Origin of the sequence: Streptomyces sp. MBT65, assembly GCF_016612545.1 — a bacterium.
GTDB lineage: Bacteria > Actinomycetota > Actinomycetes > Streptomycetales > Streptomycetaceae > Streptomyces.
Genome location: NZ_JAENRY010000010.1, coordinates 1 through 16,860 on the forward strand (window position 1 = coordinate 1; position 16,860 = coordinate 16,860).

The 16,860-nt window shown below is 69.3% G+C and carries 18 protein-coding genes and 2 pseudogenes; 14 read left to right on the forward strand and 6 right to left on the reverse strand.

Annotated features, from left to right (window positions below; genetic code table 11):
* The 3 genes from JHN63_RS04225 to JHN63_RS52390 all read left to right on the forward strand — a co-directional run.
* Positions 1-363: hypothetical protein (locus tag JHN63_RS04225; RefSeq protein WP_307781811.1), on the forward strand; the 363-nt coding region annotated here is incomplete at its 5' end.
* Between the two features lie 146 nt (positions 364-509).
* Positions 510-731 (forward strand): hypothetical protein, encoded by a 222-nt coding sequence (locus tag JHN63_RS04230; protein WP_234476122.1) that lies wholly within the window; start codon positions 510-512, stop codon positions 729-731.
* A 31-nt stretch (positions 732-762) separates the two neighbouring features.
* Positions 763-1,059 carry a DUF6221 family protein gene (locus tag JHN63_RS52390; RefSeq protein ID WP_234476123.1) on the forward strand — a complete coding sequence of 99 codons (297 nt, stop codon included), beginning with the start codon at positions 763-765 and terminating at the stop codon, positions 1,057-1,059.
* A 143-nt stretch (positions 1,060-1,202) separates the two neighbouring features.
* Here the strand turns inward: JHN63_RS52390 and JHN63_RS04235 are convergent, their stop codons facing one another.
* Entirely contained in the window at positions 1,203-1,868 is a 666-nt protein-coding gene (locus tag JHN63_RS04235) for a TetR family transcriptional regulator (RefSeq protein ID WP_200677306.1), read from the reverse strand.
* A 94-nt stretch (positions 1,869-1,962) separates the two neighbouring features.
* On the opposite strand from JHN63_RS04235, the gene JHN63_RS04240 reads away from it, so the two are divergent.
* Positions 1,963-2,856, forward strand: coding sequence for an SDR family NAD(P)-dependent oxidoreductase (locus JHN63_RS04240; RefSeq protein ID WP_200677307.1), 894 nt, complete (start codon positions 1,963-1,965; stop codon positions 2,854-2,856).
* Positions 2,857-2,955: 99 nt separating this feature from the next.
* Here the strand turns inward: JHN63_RS04240 and JHN63_RS04245 are convergent.
* Together JHN63_RS04245 and JHN63_RS04250 are read right to left on the reverse strand one after the other, a co-directional pair.
* Positions 2,956-3,273, reverse strand: a pseudogene (locus JHN63_RS04245) (hypothetical protein); the annotation flags it as partial.
* 190 nt (positions 3,274-3,463) lie between these two features.
* On the reverse strand, positions 3,464-4,183 hold the full coding sequence (locus tag JHN63_RS04250; protein WP_200677308.1) for a TetR/AcrR family transcriptional regulator: 720 nt from the start codon (positions 4,181-4,183) through the stop codon (positions 3,464-3,466).
* Between the two features lie 88 nt (positions 4,184-4,271).
* On the opposite strand from JHN63_RS04250, the gene JHN63_RS04255 reads away from it, so the two are divergent.
* The 5 genes and pseudogenes from JHN63_RS04255 to JHN63_RS04275 all read left to right on the forward strand — a co-directional run bounded on the left by JHN63_RS04255 (position 4,272) and on the right by JHN63_RS04275 (position 9,111).
* On the forward strand, positions 4,272-5,021 hold the full coding sequence (locus JHN63_RS04255; protein WP_200677309.1) for an SDR family NAD(P)-dependent oxidoreductase: 750 nt from the start codon (positions 4,272-4,274) through the stop codon (positions 5,019-5,021).
* A gap of 441 nt (positions 5,022-5,462) precedes the next feature.
* Positions 5,463-6,650, forward strand: a complete 1,188-nt coding sequence (locus tag JHN63_RS04260; protein ID WP_200677310.1) for a hypothetical protein — start codon at positions 5,463-5,465, stop codon at positions 6,648-6,650.
* 85 nt (positions 6,651-6,735) lie between these two features.
* Positions 6,736-7,434, forward strand: a complete 699-nt coding sequence (locus JHN63_RS04265; RefSeq protein ID WP_200677311.1) for a hypothetical protein — start codon at positions 6,736-6,738, stop codon at positions 7,432-7,434.
* A 289-nt stretch (positions 7,435-7,723) separates the two neighbouring features.
* Positions 7,724-8,113 (forward strand): annotated as a pseudogene (locus JHN63_RS04270) (SDR family NAD(P)-dependent oxidoreductase); the annotation flags it as partial.
* A gap of 248 nt (positions 8,114-8,361) precedes the next feature.
* Complete coding sequence (locus tag JHN63_RS04275) at positions 8,362-9,111, forward strand: IclR family transcriptional regulator (protein ID WP_200677312.1); 750 nt, start codon at positions 8,362-8,364, stop codon at positions 9,109-9,111.
* Positions 9,112-9,243: 132 nt separating this feature from the next.
* Here JHN63_RS04275 and JHN63_RS04280 read toward each other — a convergent pair whose 3' ends face one another.
* Positions 9,244-10,014 (reverse strand): IclR family transcriptional regulator, encoded by a 771-nt coding sequence (locus JHN63_RS04280; RefSeq protein WP_234476124.1) that lies wholly within the window; start codon positions 10,012-10,014, stop codon positions 9,244-9,246.
* Between the two features lie 172 nt (positions 10,015-10,186).
* Here JHN63_RS04280 and JHN63_RS04285 point away from each other — a divergent pair, with 172 nt between their 5' ends.
* The 5 genes from JHN63_RS04285 to JHN63_RS04305 all read left to right on the forward strand — a co-directional run bounded on the left by JHN63_RS04285 (position 10,187) and on the right by JHN63_RS04305 (position 14,639).
* Positions 10,187-11,083: an ABC transporter substrate-binding protein gene (locus JHN63_RS04285; protein WP_200677313.1), complete on the forward strand. Its 897-nt coding sequence runs from the start codon at positions 10,187-10,189 to the stop codon at positions 11,081-11,083.
* On the forward strand, positions 11,083-11,910 hold the full coding sequence (locus JHN63_RS04290; protein ID WP_200677346.1) for an amino acid ABC transporter permease: 828 nt from the start codon (positions 11,083-11,085) through the stop codon (positions 11,908-11,910). Before JHN63_RS04285 ends, JHN63_RS04290 begins: the two co-directional genes overlap by 1 nt.
* The gene (locus tag JHN63_RS04295) at positions 11,910-12,659 is read left to right on the forward strand and encodes an amino acid ABC transporter ATP-binding protein (RefSeq protein ID WP_200677345.1); all 750 of its coding nucleotides are present in this window, start codon (positions 11,910-11,912) and stop codon (positions 12,657-12,659) included. The genes JHN63_RS04290 and JHN63_RS04295 overlap by 1 nt, the downstream gene beginning before the upstream one ends.
* Complete coding sequence (mmuM, locus tag JHN63_RS04300; RefSeq protein ID WP_307781812.1) at positions 12,656-13,546, forward strand: homocysteine S-methyltransferase; 891 nt, start codon at positions 12,656-12,658, stop codon at positions 13,544-13,546. The genes JHN63_RS04295 and mmuM overlap by 4 nt, the downstream gene beginning before the upstream one ends.
* 103 nt (positions 13,547-13,649) lie before the next feature.
* On the forward strand, positions 13,650-14,639 hold the full coding sequence (locus JHN63_RS04305) for an isopenicillin N synthase family oxygenase (RefSeq protein WP_200677314.1): 990 nt from the start codon (positions 13,650-13,652) through the stop codon (positions 14,637-14,639).
* A gap of 347 nt (positions 14,640-14,986) precedes the next feature.
* On the opposite strand, the gene JHN63_RS04310 is transcribed toward JHN63_RS04305, so the two are convergent.
* Together JHN63_RS04310 and JHN63_RS04315 are read right to left on the reverse strand one after the other, a co-directional pair.
* Entirely contained in the window at positions 14,987-15,667 is a 681-nt protein-coding gene (locus JHN63_RS04310) for a response regulator transcription factor (RefSeq protein WP_200677315.1), read from the reverse strand.
* On the reverse strand, positions 15,664-16,803 hold the full coding sequence (locus tag JHN63_RS04315) for a sensor histidine kinase (protein ID WP_200677316.1): 1,140 nt from the start codon (positions 16,801-16,803) through the stop codon (positions 15,664-15,666). Before JHN63_RS04315 ends, JHN63_RS04310 begins: the two co-directional genes overlap by 4 nt.
* Positions 16,804-16,860 lie beyond the last annotated feature (57 nt).

Consider the following 16,860-nt stretch of genomic DNA (forward strand, 5'->3'; position numbering starts at 1 on the left):
CACGTCACATACCGCCCTCTGAGAGTCCCCGGTGTCTCTGCGCGGACTCGTACAGCGATCCGCCGGGTCGAAGACCAGGAGATGTGGCCCAACGCGGTCGCCAATGCGCTCTCGTGTTTCGAGCGAGCTTTTAACCAGCTGGGACGCTACCTGGACGCCTCCGAGTTCGAATCGCCCGGAGTGGGAGATGCCCGTGACGACCTCGAGTGGGCGATGCAGCACCTTCCTCCCGGAGCGCAACGGGACTTGGGCCGACTGATCACACGCATCGATGAGGAATTCGAGCGCCGCACCCTGCCGGAACCCAACAACATCGAGTTGGCGATATTCGGCTGGTGGTGGACCAGAATGCGGGAGCGCTGACGGGCCCCGGCTCGCGCCCCTGTAATCGAACGACACCGTCACCCTCCGCGAGCGCTCCCCAAGATCTGTGCCAGAACCCAGTTTTTGAAGGCAGTTGGAGCCTTGCGGTGGAACGATCGGTGCGCCTCTCCCGCTGGGGGTCCGAAATGCACCTATCGACGAGCAAGGTCGAACTGTACGCAGCGATCCGCCGTGACCACCGTGCCGGCCTGTCGATGCGCGCTCCGGAGCGCAAGTACGGGGCGACCTGGCGGACGATCCGCAGGGCCCTCGACTCGAACTGGCCTGAGCCCCGCAAGAAGCAGGCACCGCGTCCGACCCGGCTGGCCCAGACGAAAGCCCAGGCCGAACGCGCGGACGTGAGCTGAACCATGCACACAGCCACTGAACTGGCGTCGTTTGCCCACGACCGATTGGACGAAGAGGAACGCGACGCCGCACTCTTCCACGAACTCGACTGCCCGGTCCCACACGAGACGAGGCGCATCAGCCGCTGCGGCTGATCCCTGCCCCGCCCGGATACTCGACCGGATCGCCACCCTCCGGATCCTCCTCCGGCGCTGCGAGCAGCGGATCAAGCGCGGGCAGGAAGTGGATGTGTGGTCCCTGGACTCGATCCTCGCGTTCCAGAGCATGAAGGCACTCGCGCTGCCCTTCGAACTGCATCCCGACTGGCGGGACAACTGGTATCCCTGAGTAGCTGTTGTCCTACCGGCCTTGGGGGTTGTTGATCGAATGGGAGTCGCGATTGGCTGGTCGCGGGGTGCTCGGCGCATACGAGCGGGGCCTCCTGAACAGCTCGTGGAGCCGGCAACAGCTTCTCACCGAGGTGAACGCGGCTAGGACCGCGCCAGTGTGCCTCTGATCAGTGCGGCAAGGGCATTCTCCAGGGTGGTGCGCAGGTCCAGACGGAGTTCGAGGACGGTGGGGTCGGCCTCGTAGGCGGCGAGCGCGGTGGCGGAGTGTCGGCAGTGGGCCGACAGGGTGCCGGCCATGATCATGGTCATCATGGTGATGGTCCGGTCGTTGTCGCCGAGCTCCGGCACGTGCCGGCGGAGGAGGCCGGCCATGATGGTGATGTTGGCGATGGTGGACCGCTTGTTCTGCAGGACGACCTCGAAGGACAGATTGTGGTCCAGCACGTTGGTCTGCGCGTTGAACAGGTCGCACAACACCGTCTGGCGTGCGAGGGACGCGCTGAGCACAGCGGCCATCTGGTCGCCGCGCTCGTGTGCGGAAAGGTGAGGGTCGACGCCTGCGGCAAGCTCGGACGACACGTCGGCCATCCACCTCTCTAGGGCGCGGTGCAGCAGTTCGAGCAACACCGCCTCACGGGACTCGAAGTAACGCAGCACGTTCGACGTGGCCAGCCCGACCCGTCGGCTCAGCTCGTTGAGGCTCACCTCGGCCACCGGCATCTCGTCGAGCATCGCCGCGGCCGTGTCAAGGATCGTCTGGCGCCGGATCTCGCGCTGTTCCTTGCTGCGCGCTCGTTGGAATGTCATGGCCACAGTTTACGGACCGCTGTTCTCTTGACCGTAGACCACCGGTCGCTTAGTGTCGACTTCATAAAAGATCGGCGTTCTGTTAGGGAGTGACATGAAGTGGACCGAGCGTGACATACCCGACCAGCAGGGCAGGGTGGCGGTCGTGACCGGGGCCAACGGCGGCCTGGGCTTCGAAACCGCCAGAGCGCTGGCAGAACACGGGGCAACGGTCGTGCTGGCCGTGCGGGACGTCGAGAAGGGAAAGAAGGCGGCCGTACGGATCGCGGGCAACGTCATCGTGCAGGAGCTGGACCTGACGTCGCTGGAGTCGATCCGCGCAGCCTCAGCCGACCTGCACGGAACGTTCCCGGCCATCGACCTGCTCATCAACAACGCCGGCGTGATGTACCCGCCGAAGCAGACCACCCGGGACGGGTTCGAACTGCAATTCGGCACCAACCACCTCGGGCACTTCGCGTTCACCGGACTGCTGCTGGACCTGCTGCTGGCCGCGCCGGACTCCCGGGTGGTGACGGTCAGCAGCGTCGCCCACCGCGCCGGGGGCGGCATCCACTTCGACGACCTTCAGTGGGAACGTTCCTACAACCGGAACGCGGCCTACGGGCAGTCCAAACTCGCCAACCTGATGTTCACCTACGAGCTGCAACGCCGGCTCATACGTCACGGCACCACCATCGCCGTGGCCGCACACCCAGGTTTCTCCAACACCGACCTCATGCGCAACTCCCCCGCCGTCGTGCGCGTGACCGCCCCTGTGATCACGCCTCTGATCAGCCAGAAGGCAGAAATGGGCGCACTGCCGACCCTGCGTGCGGCCACCGACCCCGCCGTCCTCGGCGGCCAGTACTACGGCCCGGACCGGCTGGGCGGGACCCGGGGACACCCGCAGGTCGTCACATCGAGCCCGGAGTCCTACGACGTGACCGTCCAGCAGCGCCTGTGGGCCGTCTCCGAGGACCTCACCGGCGTGAAGTTCCCTGCCTGAGGACAGACGGATGGGTGCTGAGTCCTGACGGTGCCGGAGATCGCAATGGTGCAGCACCACCAGCGCCGAGGCGATGGCGGTGCTGGTGGATAATCCGGCTCATGACCCGCCGTCCGGCCCGGCCGCACCCGCAGCGGGGGTGAACCGGCCCGGCTCAGGCTCGGCGAGCCAGCCGCGGGCCACCAGGCGTTTCGCCTTCGACCGCAGTGCTTCCACCCGCGCCGGCACCACGTCCATACCGAACGCTGCGGCCATCTCCTGGCAGGTCAGCGGCCTTTGATGGAGCCGGGCCCGGTCCGCGAGCGCCTGCAGGATGCGCTGGCAGTTCACCGACAGCGCCGACCAGGCCAGACCCTCACGCCACACCGGCACCTGCGACCTCACCTTCGCCGCCTCGGTCGCCTGTGACGACTTCTCGGTGGCAGACGACGTGAGCGGGGGTGGGGCCTGGATGGGGGAGGCGGCGCGAACTGGTCGGCGGCGGTGCGCAGTTCGAGGCCGGGAAGTTTCCCCCAGTTAGGGGGGCTGACCCGGCGAAGCGGCCTTCTCGGACCCCCTGCAGCGCCCTGGGAGGTGGTGAGTGTCATCCGGGCCGCCTCAGCGGGGATCAGTGCGGCGCGGCCGAGGCGGGGTCGCGGTGCTGTGTCTGCTCGGTCGCGTAGGTGTGGATGTGGGCCAGGACGGCGTCGAGACCGGTGCGCAGGGGGGTGGTGTCGCGGCGGGTCTGGGTGAGGAGGAGTCCGCCTTGGAGTGCGACGAGCAGGGCGAGGGCGAGGGCGTCGGTGTCGGTGTCGGGGCGCAGGTCGCCTCGGGTGCGCATGCGGGCCAGGCCCTCGCGGATCGGAGCCTCCCAGCGTTCGAAGCTGTCGACGAGGTCCGCTCGTGCGTGGGGGTCGTTGTCGGCCAGTTCGGCCGCGATCGATCCGATGGGGCAGCCGCCGACGCAGTTGCGCTGCTCTTGCAGGCCGACGAGCAGGTCACGCCAGCGGTAGAGGTTGTCGAAGCTGTCGAGTTCGTCGAGGACGGGTCGTTGGGCGGCCAGGATGCCGTCGGTCTGGTGGGCGATCACGGCCCGGATCAGGTCGTCCTTGTCGGTGAAGTAGTGGTAGAGCTGCGACGCGCTGACACCCGCTCGACGCTGGACGTCCTCGATGCCGGTGCGGGCCACGCCGTGGGCGAACACCAGCTCGGCGGCGGCGGTGACGATGCGAGCCCGGGTTGCCAGACCCTTCGTCGTGAATTTCCGCGCTGCCCTGGGGGTGGCCTCGACGACCGCGCCGGTCCGATCCGTGCGGTCTGTCTGGCTTGCGGGTGTCGGCTGGTCCATGGGGTCAGCATACCCGATTTTGGAGTTGACACTCCAAAAATATCGGAGCATGGTTTGGAGTGTTCGCTCCACTAGCTGAGGGGTTCCCATGACCACCGATCTGACCGGCTCCACCGCCCTGATCACCGGCGCCACCAGCGGCATCGGCAAAGCCACCGCCGACCGTCTGGCCGCCCTGGGAGCGCACGTCATCGTGTCCGGCCGGGACAAGACGCGCGGCGACGCCGTCGTAGCCGGCATCCGCGCCGCCGGCGGTAGCGCGGACTTCGTAGCGGCCGACCTGGGCGACGAGCGCAGCGTGCGGGAACTCGCCGCCCGCGCCGCCCAGGCGGGCGGCGGCCACGTCGACATCCTCGTCAACAGCGGCGGCATCTTCCCCTTCGGCGCCACCGCCGACACCCCGACCGACCAGATCGACGAGGTCTTCGCCGTCAACGTCAAGGCGCCCTACCTGCTGGTGGCCGCACTGGCCCCCGCGATGGCCGAACGCGGCCACGGGGCGATCGTCAACATCACGACCATGGTGTCGGAGTTCGGCATGAACGGGATGGGCCTCTACGGCTCCAGCAAGGCCGCCCTCATGCTGCTGACCAAATCCTGGGCTGCTGAATTCGGCCCCGCCGGGGTCCGCGTGAACGCCGTCAGCCCCGGTCCCACCCGCACCGAAGGCACCATCCCCATGGGCGAGGCGCTGGACCAGCTCGCGAAGGGCGCGCCGGCCGGGCGCGTCGGGAAGCCCGAGGAGATCGCCGCCGCCATCGCCTACCTCGCCACCGAGGAGGCCAGCTTCATCCATGGTGTGCTGCTGCCGGTCGACGGCGGCCGTCTCGCCGTCTGACACCTCGACCGCCTGCGAAGCATCAAACGTCTGAAGCCCGGTCATGTGAGCCGGCCGGCTCCGCTCCGTCCGGACACGGACCCGGGCGGAGCGGAGTCGGGCGGGACCGCGATATCCACGTCCGGGGTCGACGGCGGCACCATCCGTGCCGTGCGCCAGGTCATCGCCGACGCGGTGCCCCGGCGCGCAATCCGCACCGGGCCGTTGCCCTCGTCGGCGTCGATCTCACGCACTCCGACACGCGTGCCCGTCCCCCCAGTCCCACGGATCACCGCCGAAGCCGCCCGGCCGGGCGAACGGCGGCCTGATGCGGCGTAGGTGCGAAATGCTTTCACGGACCGCTCAGATTTTGTAGTTGACACTCCAATTTTGAGCATAAAATGGAGCGATCCCTACAAAATGTGTGGGCGGTACGCCACTGAGAGCGGCCAGGAGACCATCGTGAACACGATTGACCAAGTCACCCCGCGGTCGGCGGGAGCTTTGACCTTCAGCCCCGCCGGAATCCTCTTCGTGGGCGACAGCAAGCTGGGGGCCGTCTTCGCCTTCGAGACGGACCGGGGCCAGGCTCCGGCCTCGCTCGATCCCTTCCTCTTCGAGTCGATCGACGAGAAGATCGCCGCGGCGCTGGGTGTCACGGCAAAAAGCCTGGTGATGAACGGTATGACCGTACACCCTGTGACGCGCGAGCCGTACCTGTGGGTCGGGGTCCGCAACGGCGATCGCCTGGAGCCCGCGGTCGTGAGCGTCTCGCTGGCCGGCGAGGTCCGCCCGTTCGACCTCTCCTCCTCGAACGCGACGGTGCACCAGCTGTCCGACGTTCCCGACGAGGGCAAGACCTTCAAGTCCCGGGCCGGCACGTTCCCCATGCCACCGGCGTCCTACTTCGACGAGAAGGCGCGAACGCCGCTGCGGTCCATGACGATCGTGGACCTGAAGTTCCACGCCGGAGAGGTGTTCGTCGCCGGCGTCTCCAACCAGGAGTTCTCCTCCATGCTGCGGCGGATCCCCTACCCGTTCACCGGGGATGCCAGCGAGACCCAAGTGGAGATCTACCACCTCGCGCACGGCATGTACGAAACGCGTGCGCCGATCCGGGCCATGCAGTTCGCCACCCTTGACGGCGAGGACACCCTCATCGCCGCCTACGCCTGCAGCCCGCTGGTCACCATCCCGGTCGCAGAGCTCAAGCACGGAGCGACGGTGAGGGGCAAGACGATCGGCGACATGGGCAACGGCCAGCCCATCAGCATGGTCGCCTACCGCGACGGGGACGAGGACAAGCTGTTCATCACCAATCTCAGCCGCGGCCCCGTCGTGGTCCCGCTCTCCGGAATCCGCACCGCCGAAGGTTTCACCCCCGAGAACCGGCCGACCCAGGGCCCGATGCTGGACCAGTCCCCCTTCATGCCGGCCGGACCGGTCGGCAAGCAGGTGCTGTTCGTCGGATCGTCGCTGCGCGCGGACCTCTTCAGCGACCGCTTCTTCGTCTCGCTGACCCGCTACCCGGACACCGGCGATCTGACGCTGGAGACCCTGATGGTCGCCCCGCTCCCCGCGCGGCTGGACAAGATCTGGGTGGAGATGGATTTCCCGGGCGTCGAGAGCCCGCACAAGCGGGCGGCGTGAACGGCAGGCTTCAACGATGAGAGCGCCCCGGATGCCGATCCCGACTTCCCCACAAGCGCCCATCCGCATCTCTCCCCACGCCGGGGTGCTGCCCGCCAACACCCTGCGTTTCTACCTGCATTTCCCCAGGCCGGGAGAGGCGCACTTCGATCGTGACCGCCTCCGGCTGCTGGATGAGGAGAAACAGGTGGTGCGTGAGCCCTTCCTCGTCCTGTCCTCTGAGCTCTGGTCCCTCGACGGGCGCCGCCTGACCGTCCTGATGGAGCCAGGAAGGATCAAACGCGGTCTGGGAGCAGACACCTCCCACGAGTCAGCGCTGGTCGTCGGGCAGACGTACAGCCTCGTCGTCACGGCGCTCGGGCAAACAGCGCGCCATACCTTCCGCGTCAGCGATCCAGTGCTGGAGGCGGTCGACGAGACCCGCTGGCGTCTCGTCTCCCCGACAGCGGGGAGCCTTGATCCCGTCCTCGTGCACTTCGACAGGGTGATGGACGCCGCCCTCTGCCAGGACGAGATCGCAGTCCTGGCCCCTTCGGGAGCGGCCGTTGGGACGCGTGTGTCACTCGCACCGGACGGAACCGCAGCACGGCTCGTCCCCAGTCACCCGTGGCACGCCGGGGAACACCGCCTCCTGGTCTCCGAACGCCTCGAAGACGTCTGTGGCAACAGGCTGGGCGAGGCCCTGGACCACGACCTGGGAACGCAAGGAGCACCACGAGCCGGAATGATCAACTTCACTACACGCAGCCCGGTCGCGGCCCTGTCCGCTCAAGCGGCGCGCTGATGCGGCCGGGTACGCGGAACATCACAGCATCTGCTGCCGCACCAGCTTGACTCTTTCGCCCTGGAGCGGCGACTGAAGGCCGTACTGGCGGACGAGGACGACGAGTAGGCGCGACCGGTCAGCTAACCAGGGGACCTGCGTCCGTCCACCGACGCTTGGGACCGGTCGATCGGCTTCATAGGGAAATGCCACGTTCATGAGACTGAGCCGCTCTGCCATCGATCTGAGACAGCCGAAGAACCGCTGGTCAGTGAGCACAGTCTCTGCCATGAGCGGCAAGAACCTACACGTGAACGTAGGTTCGTCCGCCGCGCTCACCGCCTACTACCCCGTCGCCTACACCGCCAGCAAGTGGGCCCTGCGCGGGGTGTCGAAGATCGCGGCAACCGAATTGGGACCGCGAGGCATTCGTGTCAACACCGTGCACCCGGGATACATCGAGACCGAGATGACCGCAACCGCCACCCCGGCATTCCGGGAGGCGATGTTCCGGGAAACGCCGCTCGGGCGCAGCGGCACCGTCGACGACATCGCACCCCTCGTCGTCTTCCTCCTCTCCGACACGTCCTCCTTCATCACCGGAGCGGAGATCCCCGTGGACGGAGGGCTCACTGCCCACGGCGGGGTCAAGTCCGTCTCGGACGCCATGAGGCCGGAGGCAGAGCAACACGGGAGCTGACGTCAGCAGCATCCGAGCCGATCGCCTCTCGGCCATCACCGAAAACGTCATGGACGGGATGACGGAGTGACAGAACCGGCCGCTGGATGCGGCTTGGGTTCTGTCGGTGGTCGCGAACGTTTCCGGAGGAGAGCGTTCGGATGCCGACGTACGCCCCCGGCAAGATGCCGAGTTCAGCAGCCGCCTGCCTGACGCCTGGTTCAGGGGCCGTACCAGCGTTCGCCCACGCAATCTGTAACATCCGCCGGATGGACGTGGTGATGGGGGCGCTGCCCCGAGGGCTCGGGCTGGTGGAGCGGGTTGTCCGCGGGGAGTTGGATCCCCGCGGAGGACCCGGTGTGGTCCGGCTGGCAGAGGAGAGCGGGCTGGACAAGGGGCAGGCGTCGCGGCTGCTGCGTGATCTGGTCGATTCCGGGATGCTGGTCCGGGCGGGGCACGAGTTCCGCGCCGGGGCCGATCTGCTGGCCGTCGCGGCGGAGGCCGGTCCGTGGGGTGTGGAGAGCCGGGCGCTCTTGCGAGGGCTGGTGATCCGGTTCGGGGCGTGCGCCTACGTGGACGTGCTGTGCGGAGCGATGGTGCTCTCGGTACGGGCCGAACTGGCGGCCTGGGCCGAGTTCTCCTGGGCGCGGGCGGGGCGGCTGACGCCGGTCTGGTGCACCGGAGCGGGACGGGCGCTGCTGTTCGGTCAGTCGCATGAGGGGATCACCGAGCTCCTCGGTGGCGAGGACTTCATCGGGGCGGGCGGCCCCTACGCACCACGGACAGTGGACGACCTGCTGCTGCGGGTCACCGCCGACGCCGCGCGAGGGGTCGCGGTGTGTGAGAGCGAGTACGACGAGGACGTACTGGAGGTCGCCGCGCCGGTGCGGGATCCGCGCGGGGACATCGTCGCGGCGGTCAGCGCGGTCGTTCCGCACGCGGCGGCCCGGGACGACCGGGAGGAGCTCGTCGCCGCGATCAGTGACGCGGCGGCGCGGCTGGAGCGTCTGCTGGGCTGAGCGTTCAGCCCCGGTCCGCCGAACACAGCGCAGCCGGAAGCCGGTTGCTCCGACCGCTCGACGGGCTTTTCTCCGGGCACGCCGAACGCGCCGCGGCGGAAACGCAGTTGCCTCACCTGCCGGGTGCAGTCCTCACTCCTCGGCCGCCGAACACAGCGCAGCAGTGAGCCAGGTGCTCCAGCGCACCACTGAGTCGGCACACACCGCGGTCGCGGGCTCCAGCCGGTGGCGGGGGCCGACGACCTGGACGGCGGCGACGATCTCGCCGCGGAAGTCCCTGACCGGGGCGGCGAGCGAGTAGAGGCCGGGCTCGGCCTCCTGGTCGACGATCGAGTAGCCCCGCTTGCGGGCTGCGTCCAGCCGGGTCAGGAAGTCGCCGAGATCGGCCGGCGTGTTGGGGCCGTGCCGTACGAAGTCCGTACGGGAGAACACGGCCGCGATCTCGGTGTCGTCGGCGTCGAAGAGCAGGGCCTGTCCGGCGTCGCTGCAGTACGCCGGATAGCCACGGCCCACCCAGGACACGAACGAGGACAGGGCCGGCGGCATCGATTCGAGGACTGTCACGGAGCTGGCGCCTCGCAGGACTCCCAAGTAGGCGCACTCCCCGGTGTCGGCGGCGACGCCCTCGAGCGCGGTCCGGCCGTCCCGGCGCAGCCGCGCCTCGGTGATCTGCTGGGCCCGCGCGTACTGCTCCCAGGCTACGGAGTAGCGCAGCGACGCGCGATCGCGGCGCAGGAACCGGGCGGCTTCCAGGCTCCGCAGGATGCGGGAGACCTGGCTGCGCTCCCGGCCCAGGAGTACGGCGACCTCGGCCGCGGTGTGGCCGCGCGGATCCCGCGGTGGGTGCTGGGCGAAGAGGCTGAGCACGGCCAGGCCGCGTTTGAGGCTGCTGTCGGTGGTCATCGCGTGCCCGAGCATAGCGCCGGGCGCCGGTGCCACCGTGCGCGTTCATTGCGGGAACATTGCAGGTTCATGGCAGCACCCGTGCATCATGGACAACACGACTTGTTTATTACGCACCACTGGATAGTCTCCACCCCATCCCCTCGGAAATCAGGTTCTTCAGGAGTTCCCCTTGTCCGCTCTGCGCCCGCTCGTACTCCTCGGCTCCGCGACGCTGCTCCTGGCGGGCTGCGCCGACCCCTCCACGACGACCGGTTCCTCGTCCGCGTCGGCCGGTGCCTCCTCCGTCGCCTCGATCGCGGAGAACACCGCACTCTCCGCCAAGGTCCCGGCCGCGGTGAAGGCGAGCGGGATCACGGTCGCCAGCGACGTCAGCTATCCCCCGATGGACTTCTTCGCCACCGACAACAAGACGGTCATCGGCGCCGAGGCCGACCTCGACAAGGCTCTCGGGACGGTCCTCGGCGTCAAGGTCACCATCACCAACGTGCCCTTCGACTCGATCATCCCGGGGCTCCAGGCGGGCAAGTACCAGCTCGGCATCTCCTCGTTCACCGACACCGCCGAGCGGGAGAAGGTCGTCGACTTCGTCACCTACTTCAACGCGGGCACGTCCCTGCTGGTCCCGGCGGGCAACCCCAAGGCGCTCAAGGCCGAGGGCGACTCCCTGTGCGGCCGGACCGTCGCCGTGGCGAAGGGTTCCACCCAGGCGCTGGTGGACCTGCCGGCCCGCGCCAAGACCTGCAAGACCCCGATCAAGGTCAGCACCTATCCGGACGGCACCGGCGTGAACCTCGCCGTCACCAGCGGCCGTGCCGACGCCGCCCTGGCCGACTCGCCGGTCGCCGCCTACGCCGCCAAGCAGTCCGGCGGCAAGCTCGACGTCGCCGGCGACTCGTACGGCGACGCGCCGTTCGGCATCGCCGTACCGAAGAACAGCGAACTGACCGGCCTGCTGAAGTCGGCCCTGGCCGACCTCAAGGCGAGTGGCGGCTACCGGCAGATCCTCGCCAAGTGGGGTCTGGAGTCCGGGGCTCTCGACACGTTCGAGATCAACGCGGCCTCGTGATGGAGGAGCTGCCGATACTGCGCCGCCGCCGGCCCGGCCAGTGGATCCTGACCCTCGCGGTCCTGCTGCTGGCCTCGGCCCTGGTGCGGTCGCTGATCACCAACCCGCGCTTCGGCTGGGACACGGTCGGCGCGTGGCTGTTCAGCCGGACCGTGCTCAGCGGCCTGCTCGCCACCCTGGAACTCACCGCCGCGGCCATGGTGATCGGCTTCGCGCTGGGCATCGCGCTGGCGCTGATGCGCCTGTCGGACAACACCGTTGCCCGGGCGGTCAGTTGGGCGTACATCTGGCTCTTCAGGGGCACACCGCTGCTGGTCCAGCTGCTGTTCTGGGGGTTCATCTCCGCGCTGTACCCGACGCTGTCGCTGCACCTGCCCTTCCTGCCGGCGATCGGCGACGTCCCCGCGAACTCCGTCGTCACGACCTTCACCGCGGCCCTGCTCGGTCTCGGCCTCAACGAGGCCGCCTACCTCGCCGAGATCATCCGGGCCGGGATCGTCTCGGTCGACGAGGGACAGACCGAGGCCGCGGAGGCGCTGGGCCTGTCCCGGGCCAGGACGCTGCGCCGGATCGTCCTGCCCCAGGCGATGCGCGTGATCATCCCGCCCGTCGGCAACGAGACCATCTCCATGCTCAAGACGACGTCACTGGTGAGCGTGCTGGCCTACGCGGAACTCCTGTACTCCGTGCAGATCGTGTACTCCCGCACCTATCAGACGATCCCGCTGCTGATCGTCGCCAGCATCTGGTACCTCGCCGTCACGACCCTCCTCAACATCGGCCAGCACCACTTGGAGCGCCACTTCGCGAAGGGAAGCCGCCGATGATGGTCCAGGCGACAGGGGTCCGCAAGTCCTTCGCCGGGCAGGAAGTGCTGCGCGGCGTCGACCTGTCCGTGCCACGCGGGACGGTCACCTGCGTGATCGGCCCGTCCGGGTCGGGGAAGTCGACCTTCCTGCGCTGCGTGAACCACCTGGAGCGGCCCGACGGCGGCCGGGTCCTGGTGGACGGCTCACCGATCGGCTACGAGGTCCACGGCAAGGGGCTGCGCGAACTGCGCCCCCGCGACCTGGCCCGGCAACGCCGCCGGATCGGCATGGTCTTCCAGCGCTTCCACCTCTTCCCGCACCTGACGGCACTCGCCAACGTCGTCGAGGGACCGGCCGGCGCCGGCCGTCCCCGCGCCGAGGCCACCGACGAGGCCATGGCCCTGCTGGACCGGGTCGGCCTGGCCGACAAGCGCGACGCCTACCCCGCCCAACTCTCCGGCGGCCAGCAGCAACGCGTCGCCATCGCCCGCGCCCTGGCCATGCGACCGCAGCTCATGCTGTTCGACGAACCGACCTCGGCCCTCGACCCGGAACTCGTCGGCGAGGTCCTGGACGTCATGCGCGACCTCGCCGCCGACGGCATGACCATGCTCGTCGTCACCCACGAACTGGGCTTCGCCCGCGAGGTCGCCGACGAGATCGTCTTCTTCGACGACGGCCGCATCCTGGAATCCGGGCCGCCCGCCCGGGTCCTGACCGCCCCCGAGCATCCCCGAACCCGCGACTTCGTGACGAGAGTGCTGTGACGACCACCTTCCGCGACGCCCTGACCGCCGGCCCCCTCGTCCTAGACGGCGGCATGTCCAACGAACTCGAAGCCCAGGGCCACGACCTCGGCGGCACACTCTGGTCCGCCCGCCTCCTGCGCGACGCCCCCGACGCGATCACGGCCGTCCACCGCGCCTACTACGCGGCAGGCGCGCAGGTCGCCATCACCGCCAGCTACCAGGCCACCTACGACGGCTTCGCCCGCATCGGCATCACCCGCGCCGAGACCACGAAGCTCCTGCACCGCAGCGTCCGGCTGGCCCGCGAGGCCGCGGCCGGGACAGGCTGGGTCGCGGCATCCGTGGGCCCCTACGGCGCCATGCTGGCCGACGGCTCGGAATACCGGGGCGACTACGGACTCACCGTGGCCGAACTCACCCGTTTCCACCGCCCCCGGCTGGAAGCTCTGGCCGAGGCAGCCCCCGACGTCTTCGCCATCGAGACCATCCCCGACCTGCGGGAGGCCGAAGCCGTACTGAACGCCCTGGACGGCCTGGGCATCCCGGCCTGGCTCTCGTACAGCATCCGCGGGACGACCACCAGCGCGGGCCAGCCCCTGACCGAGGCCTTCGCCCTGGCTCGCGGCAGCGACTCCGTCATCGCCACGGGAGTCAACTGCGCCCCTGCCGCCGAAACGGCCCCGGCCCTCACCCTGGTCTCCGGTCTCCCCGGCGTCGCCTATCCCAACGGCGGCGGAGTCTGGGAACCCGAAGCGCGCGGCTGGCTGGGCGCCGAGGACGAGATCGCGGAACTGGCCCCCTCCTGGCTCGCCGCCGGCGCGGCCCTCATCGGCGGCTGCTGCCGGGTCGGCCCCGCCGAGATCAAGGAACTGACCGCCCGCCTCAGCGCCTCAGCGGCAGGCTGAGCCCCCGCCCGTGACACGCACCGGCCACTGGGCACGGCACCACGGCCGATCACCGGCCCCGCTCTCCCCTCCCGCACCCTCCACCCAGGAAACGCCGCCACCCATGGATCAGCTCATCTCACTCCCGGTGATCGACCTCTCCGACCTCGACCCCGACGCACTCCACCGGGCCGCCCGCGACGTCGGCTTCTTCCAACTGGTCGGCCACGGCATCACCCCCGCCGAGCAGGCCCGGCTGCTGGGCGCCGCCCGCGCCTTCTTCGCCCTGCCCGAGACCGATCGCCACGCGATCGACAACCTCAACTCCCCGCACTTCCGCGGCTACACCCGAATCGGCAACGAACGGACCCAGGGCCGCCGCGACTGGCGCGACCAGCTTGACATCAGCAACGAGCTTCCCCCTCACGCACCCGCCCCGGGCGAACCGCCCTACTGGTGGCTGGAGGGACCCAACCAATGGCCCACGGCCCTGCCCGAGCTGCGGCACATCTCGCTGGAGTGGATGGACCGGCTCAGCACGGTCGCCCACCGGCTGCTGCACGCCCTGCTCGCGTCCATCGGCGGCCCCGAGGACTTCTACGACGACGCCTTCTCCGGAAACCCGCGCAACCACCTGAAGCTGATCCGCTACCCGGGGCAGGCCCCGGAAAGCGACGACCAGGGCGTGGGCGCACACAAGGACTACGGCTTCCTGACCCTGCTGCTGACGGACGAGGTACCCGGCCTGGAGGTGGAGGCCCCGGAAACCGCGCCCGGCGGCTTCATCAAGGTGCCCCATCTGCCGGGCGCGTTCGTGGTGAACCTGGGCGAACTCCTGGAGGTGGCCACCAACGGCTACCTGAAGGCGACCAACCACCGCGTCCTCTCCCCGCCCGGAGCACGCGAGCGCTACTCCGCACCCTTCTTCTACAACCCGCGCCTGGACGCCCGCATCGCCCCGCTCCCCTTCCCCGGCGCGTCCCATGCCACAGGCGTCACCGAGGACCCGGGCAACCCGCTGTTCGCGGAGTTCGGGTGGAACGAACTCAAGGGCTGGGTCCGCGCCCACCCCGGCGTCGTGAAGAAGCACCACCCCGAGCTGGCGATCGGCTGACGCGGGAGTGTCATGAATGCAGGACACTCCCGGCGACATGGCCGCCGGACACGAGTTGCCGGGGCGGAACCTGGCGCTCTCGGCACGGCCGGAGGACTCGTGTGGCCGGGGCAGACGGCGCCCCAGGGGGCGAGATGCTTGACGGAGGCGAACCGCGGCATGTCGCCGCAGGCTTCGGCGATCGCATCGGCGACGGCCTAGCTGATTCCGGCGAAGGTATTCCGGAGGTCGAGCGCGTGGCCAACGGGGGCCATCGCCTCCTCGACCCGCTCCTCCAGTTGTCGGATCGCATCGGAGGTGTTGCAGCACAATCGCTTCCGGCACAACCGACGGCGGACCAACCGCCGTCAACCGTCCTTGCCGCCACCGACAAGCCCGTTCTCGTACGCGAAAATCACCGCGTGGACGCGGTCGCGCAGGCCGAGCTTGGCGAGGAGATGGACCATGTGCGTCTTGACGGTGGTTTCCGACAGGCCGAGCCGCTGTGCGATGAGGGGGTTGCTGAGCCCGGCCACCACCAGGGTGAACACGTCCCGCTCCCGGGCCGTCAGCACCGACAGGAGGTCGTGGCGGCGGACCGGTACCGGGTCTCTGCCGACGCCGAAGACGTCCGCGTAGGTGTCCAGCAGCCGGCGTGTCGTACGCGGTGACAGGATCGCCTCGCCGGCGGCTACCGCTCTGATTCCGGCGAGCAGTTCCCCGGGACGCGTGTTCTTCAGCAGGAATCCGCTCGCCCCGGCGCGCAGGCTGTCGAAGGCGTACTCGTCCAGGTCGAAGGTGGTGAGGATGACCACCCGGGATGCCGGGTGGTCCGCGACGATCCGCCGAGTCGCGGCGATGCCGTCGAGCACGGGCATACGTACGTCCATCAGCACCACGTCGGGTCCCGCGGAAGCCGCCAGAGCCACCGCTTCCGCGCCGTTCGCGGCGAGGCCCACGACCTGCATGTCGTCCTCGGCGTCGATCAGCAAGGAGAACCCGAGCCTGAGCAGCGGGTGGTCGTCGGCGAGAAGGACGCGGATGGTCATCGGTGCGGGGACCCCTCCGTGAGGGGCAATGTGGCCGTCGTCTGCCACCCTCCACCAGGCCGGGGACCGGCCTCGATCCGGCCGCCGAACAGGGACGCGCGCTCGCGCATCCCGGTGATGCCGTGCCCGGTCGCCTCTTCGGGCCGGGGCAGCGGCAGGGGGTTCGTGAGTGCCTCGATGCCGTCGTCGCGAACGGTGATGTCGATACAGGTACGGGTGGACCGTATGTCCACCGTGACATGGCGGGCCTCGCGGGCGTGCTTGAGGATGTTCTTGAGGGACTCCTGGACGATCCGGTACACGGCGAGCTGCACGGTGGCAGCGACCGTGTCCAGGCCGTCCGACATGGTCAGCCGGACCTCGGGACCCGCCGAGCGCACCGCGGCGACCAGGGTCGCGAGGTCGCCCACTCCCGGTTGGGGGGACAGTTCGGCGCGGTCGCCGGTGCGCAGGACGCCGAGCATGCGGTGCATCTCGTCGAGGGCTTGACGGCCGACCTCCGAGGCCTGTGCAATCGCGTCGCGTTGCCTGCCCGGCGGACCGATGGCGACGGCCGCGTCATTGAGGGTGATCATGACCGAGATGCTGTGCGCCACGACATCGTGCATCTCCCGGGCGATACGCGCCCGCTCCAGCGCGACCGCGATCTGGGCGCGCGCGTCGCGGTCACGCTCCGCGCTCTCGGCGCGCTCCCAGATGGAGGCGACGTAGGCCCGGCGGGTCCTGGTGTACACGCCGAGCAGCCAGGAAGCGGCGACGGTCACGCTGAGCAGGAACCCGCCGAACCAGATGTTGTCCGGATGCCAGCGGATCGTGGCCAGCACCACTCCGAGCTGCGCACCGCACGCCAGAGCCGCGAGAATCCGCACCGGGGTCTCGCTCAGGCCGAGCAGGAACAGCGCGACCAGGACGGCCAGATCGCCGACCGCGGGCACGCCGTACAGCCACTGCGTGAAGCTGACAATCCCGAGGAGCAGGACAGCCGCGACCGGTCGGCGCCGGCACAGCACCAAGGGCGCGGCCAGCGCGAGATCCCATCCGGCCGCGCCCAGGGCCTGGTGTTCGAACAGGCCTTTGTGCACCCCGTCCAGCAGCGCCGATGCGGCCGCGAAGCCACCGGCCAGCGCCACGTCCATGCGGAGTGACCGGTGGTCGTGACGTCGCGGCAGCCGCGGCCGTCGTCCCGGGACCAC

Excerpts from the sequence above, each read along its gene's own strand:
- JHN63_RS04230 (WP_234476122.1), top strand. The coding sequence starts at position 510 with ATGCACCTATCGACGAGCAAGGTCGAACTGTACGCAGCGATCCGCCGT.
- JHN63_RS04235 (WP_200677306.1), bottom strand. The coding sequence starts at position 1,868 with ATGACATTCCAACGAGCGCGCAGCAAGGAACAGCGCGAGATCCGGCGC.
- JHN63_RS04240 (WP_200677307.1), top strand. The coding sequence starts at position 1,963 with ATGAAGTGGACCGAGCGTGACATACCCGACCAGCAGGGCAGGGTGGCG.
- JHN63_RS04250 (WP_200677308.1), bottom strand. The coding sequence starts at position 4,183 with ATGGACCAGCCGACACCCGCAAGCCAGACAGACCGCACGGATCGGACC.
- JHN63_RS04255 (WP_200677309.1), top strand. The coding sequence starts at position 4,272 with ATGACCACCGATCTGACCGGCTCCACCGCCCTGATCACCGGCGCCACC.
- JHN63_RS04275 (WP_200677312.1), top strand. The coding sequence starts at position 8,362 with ATGGACGTGGTGATGGGGGCGCTGCCCCGAGGGCTCGGGCTGGTGGAG.
- JHN63_RS04280 (WP_234476124.1), bottom strand. The coding sequence starts at position 10,014 with ATGACCACCGACAGCAGCCTCAAACGCGGCCTGGCCGTGCTCAGCCTC.
- JHN63_RS04290 (WP_200677346.1), top strand. The coding sequence starts at position 11,083 with ATGGAGGAGCTGCCGATACTGCGCCGCCGCCGGCCCGGCCAGTGGATC.
- JHN63_RS04295 (WP_200677345.1), top strand. The coding sequence starts at position 11,910 with ATGGTCCAGGCGACAGGGGTCCGCAAGTCCTTCGCCGGGCAGGAAGTG.
- JHN63_RS04305 (WP_200677314.1), top strand. The coding sequence starts at position 13,650 with ATGGATCAGCTCATCTCACTCCCGGTGATCGACCTCTCCGACCTCGAC.
- JHN63_RS04310 (WP_200677315.1), bottom strand. The coding sequence starts at position 15,667 with ATGACCATCCGCGTCCTTCTCGCCGACGACCACCCGCTGCTCAGGCTC.
- JHN63_RS04315 (WP_200677316.1), bottom strand. The coding sequence starts at position 16,803 with ATGGACGTGGCGCTGGCCGGTGGCTTCGCGGCCGCATCGGCGCTGCTG.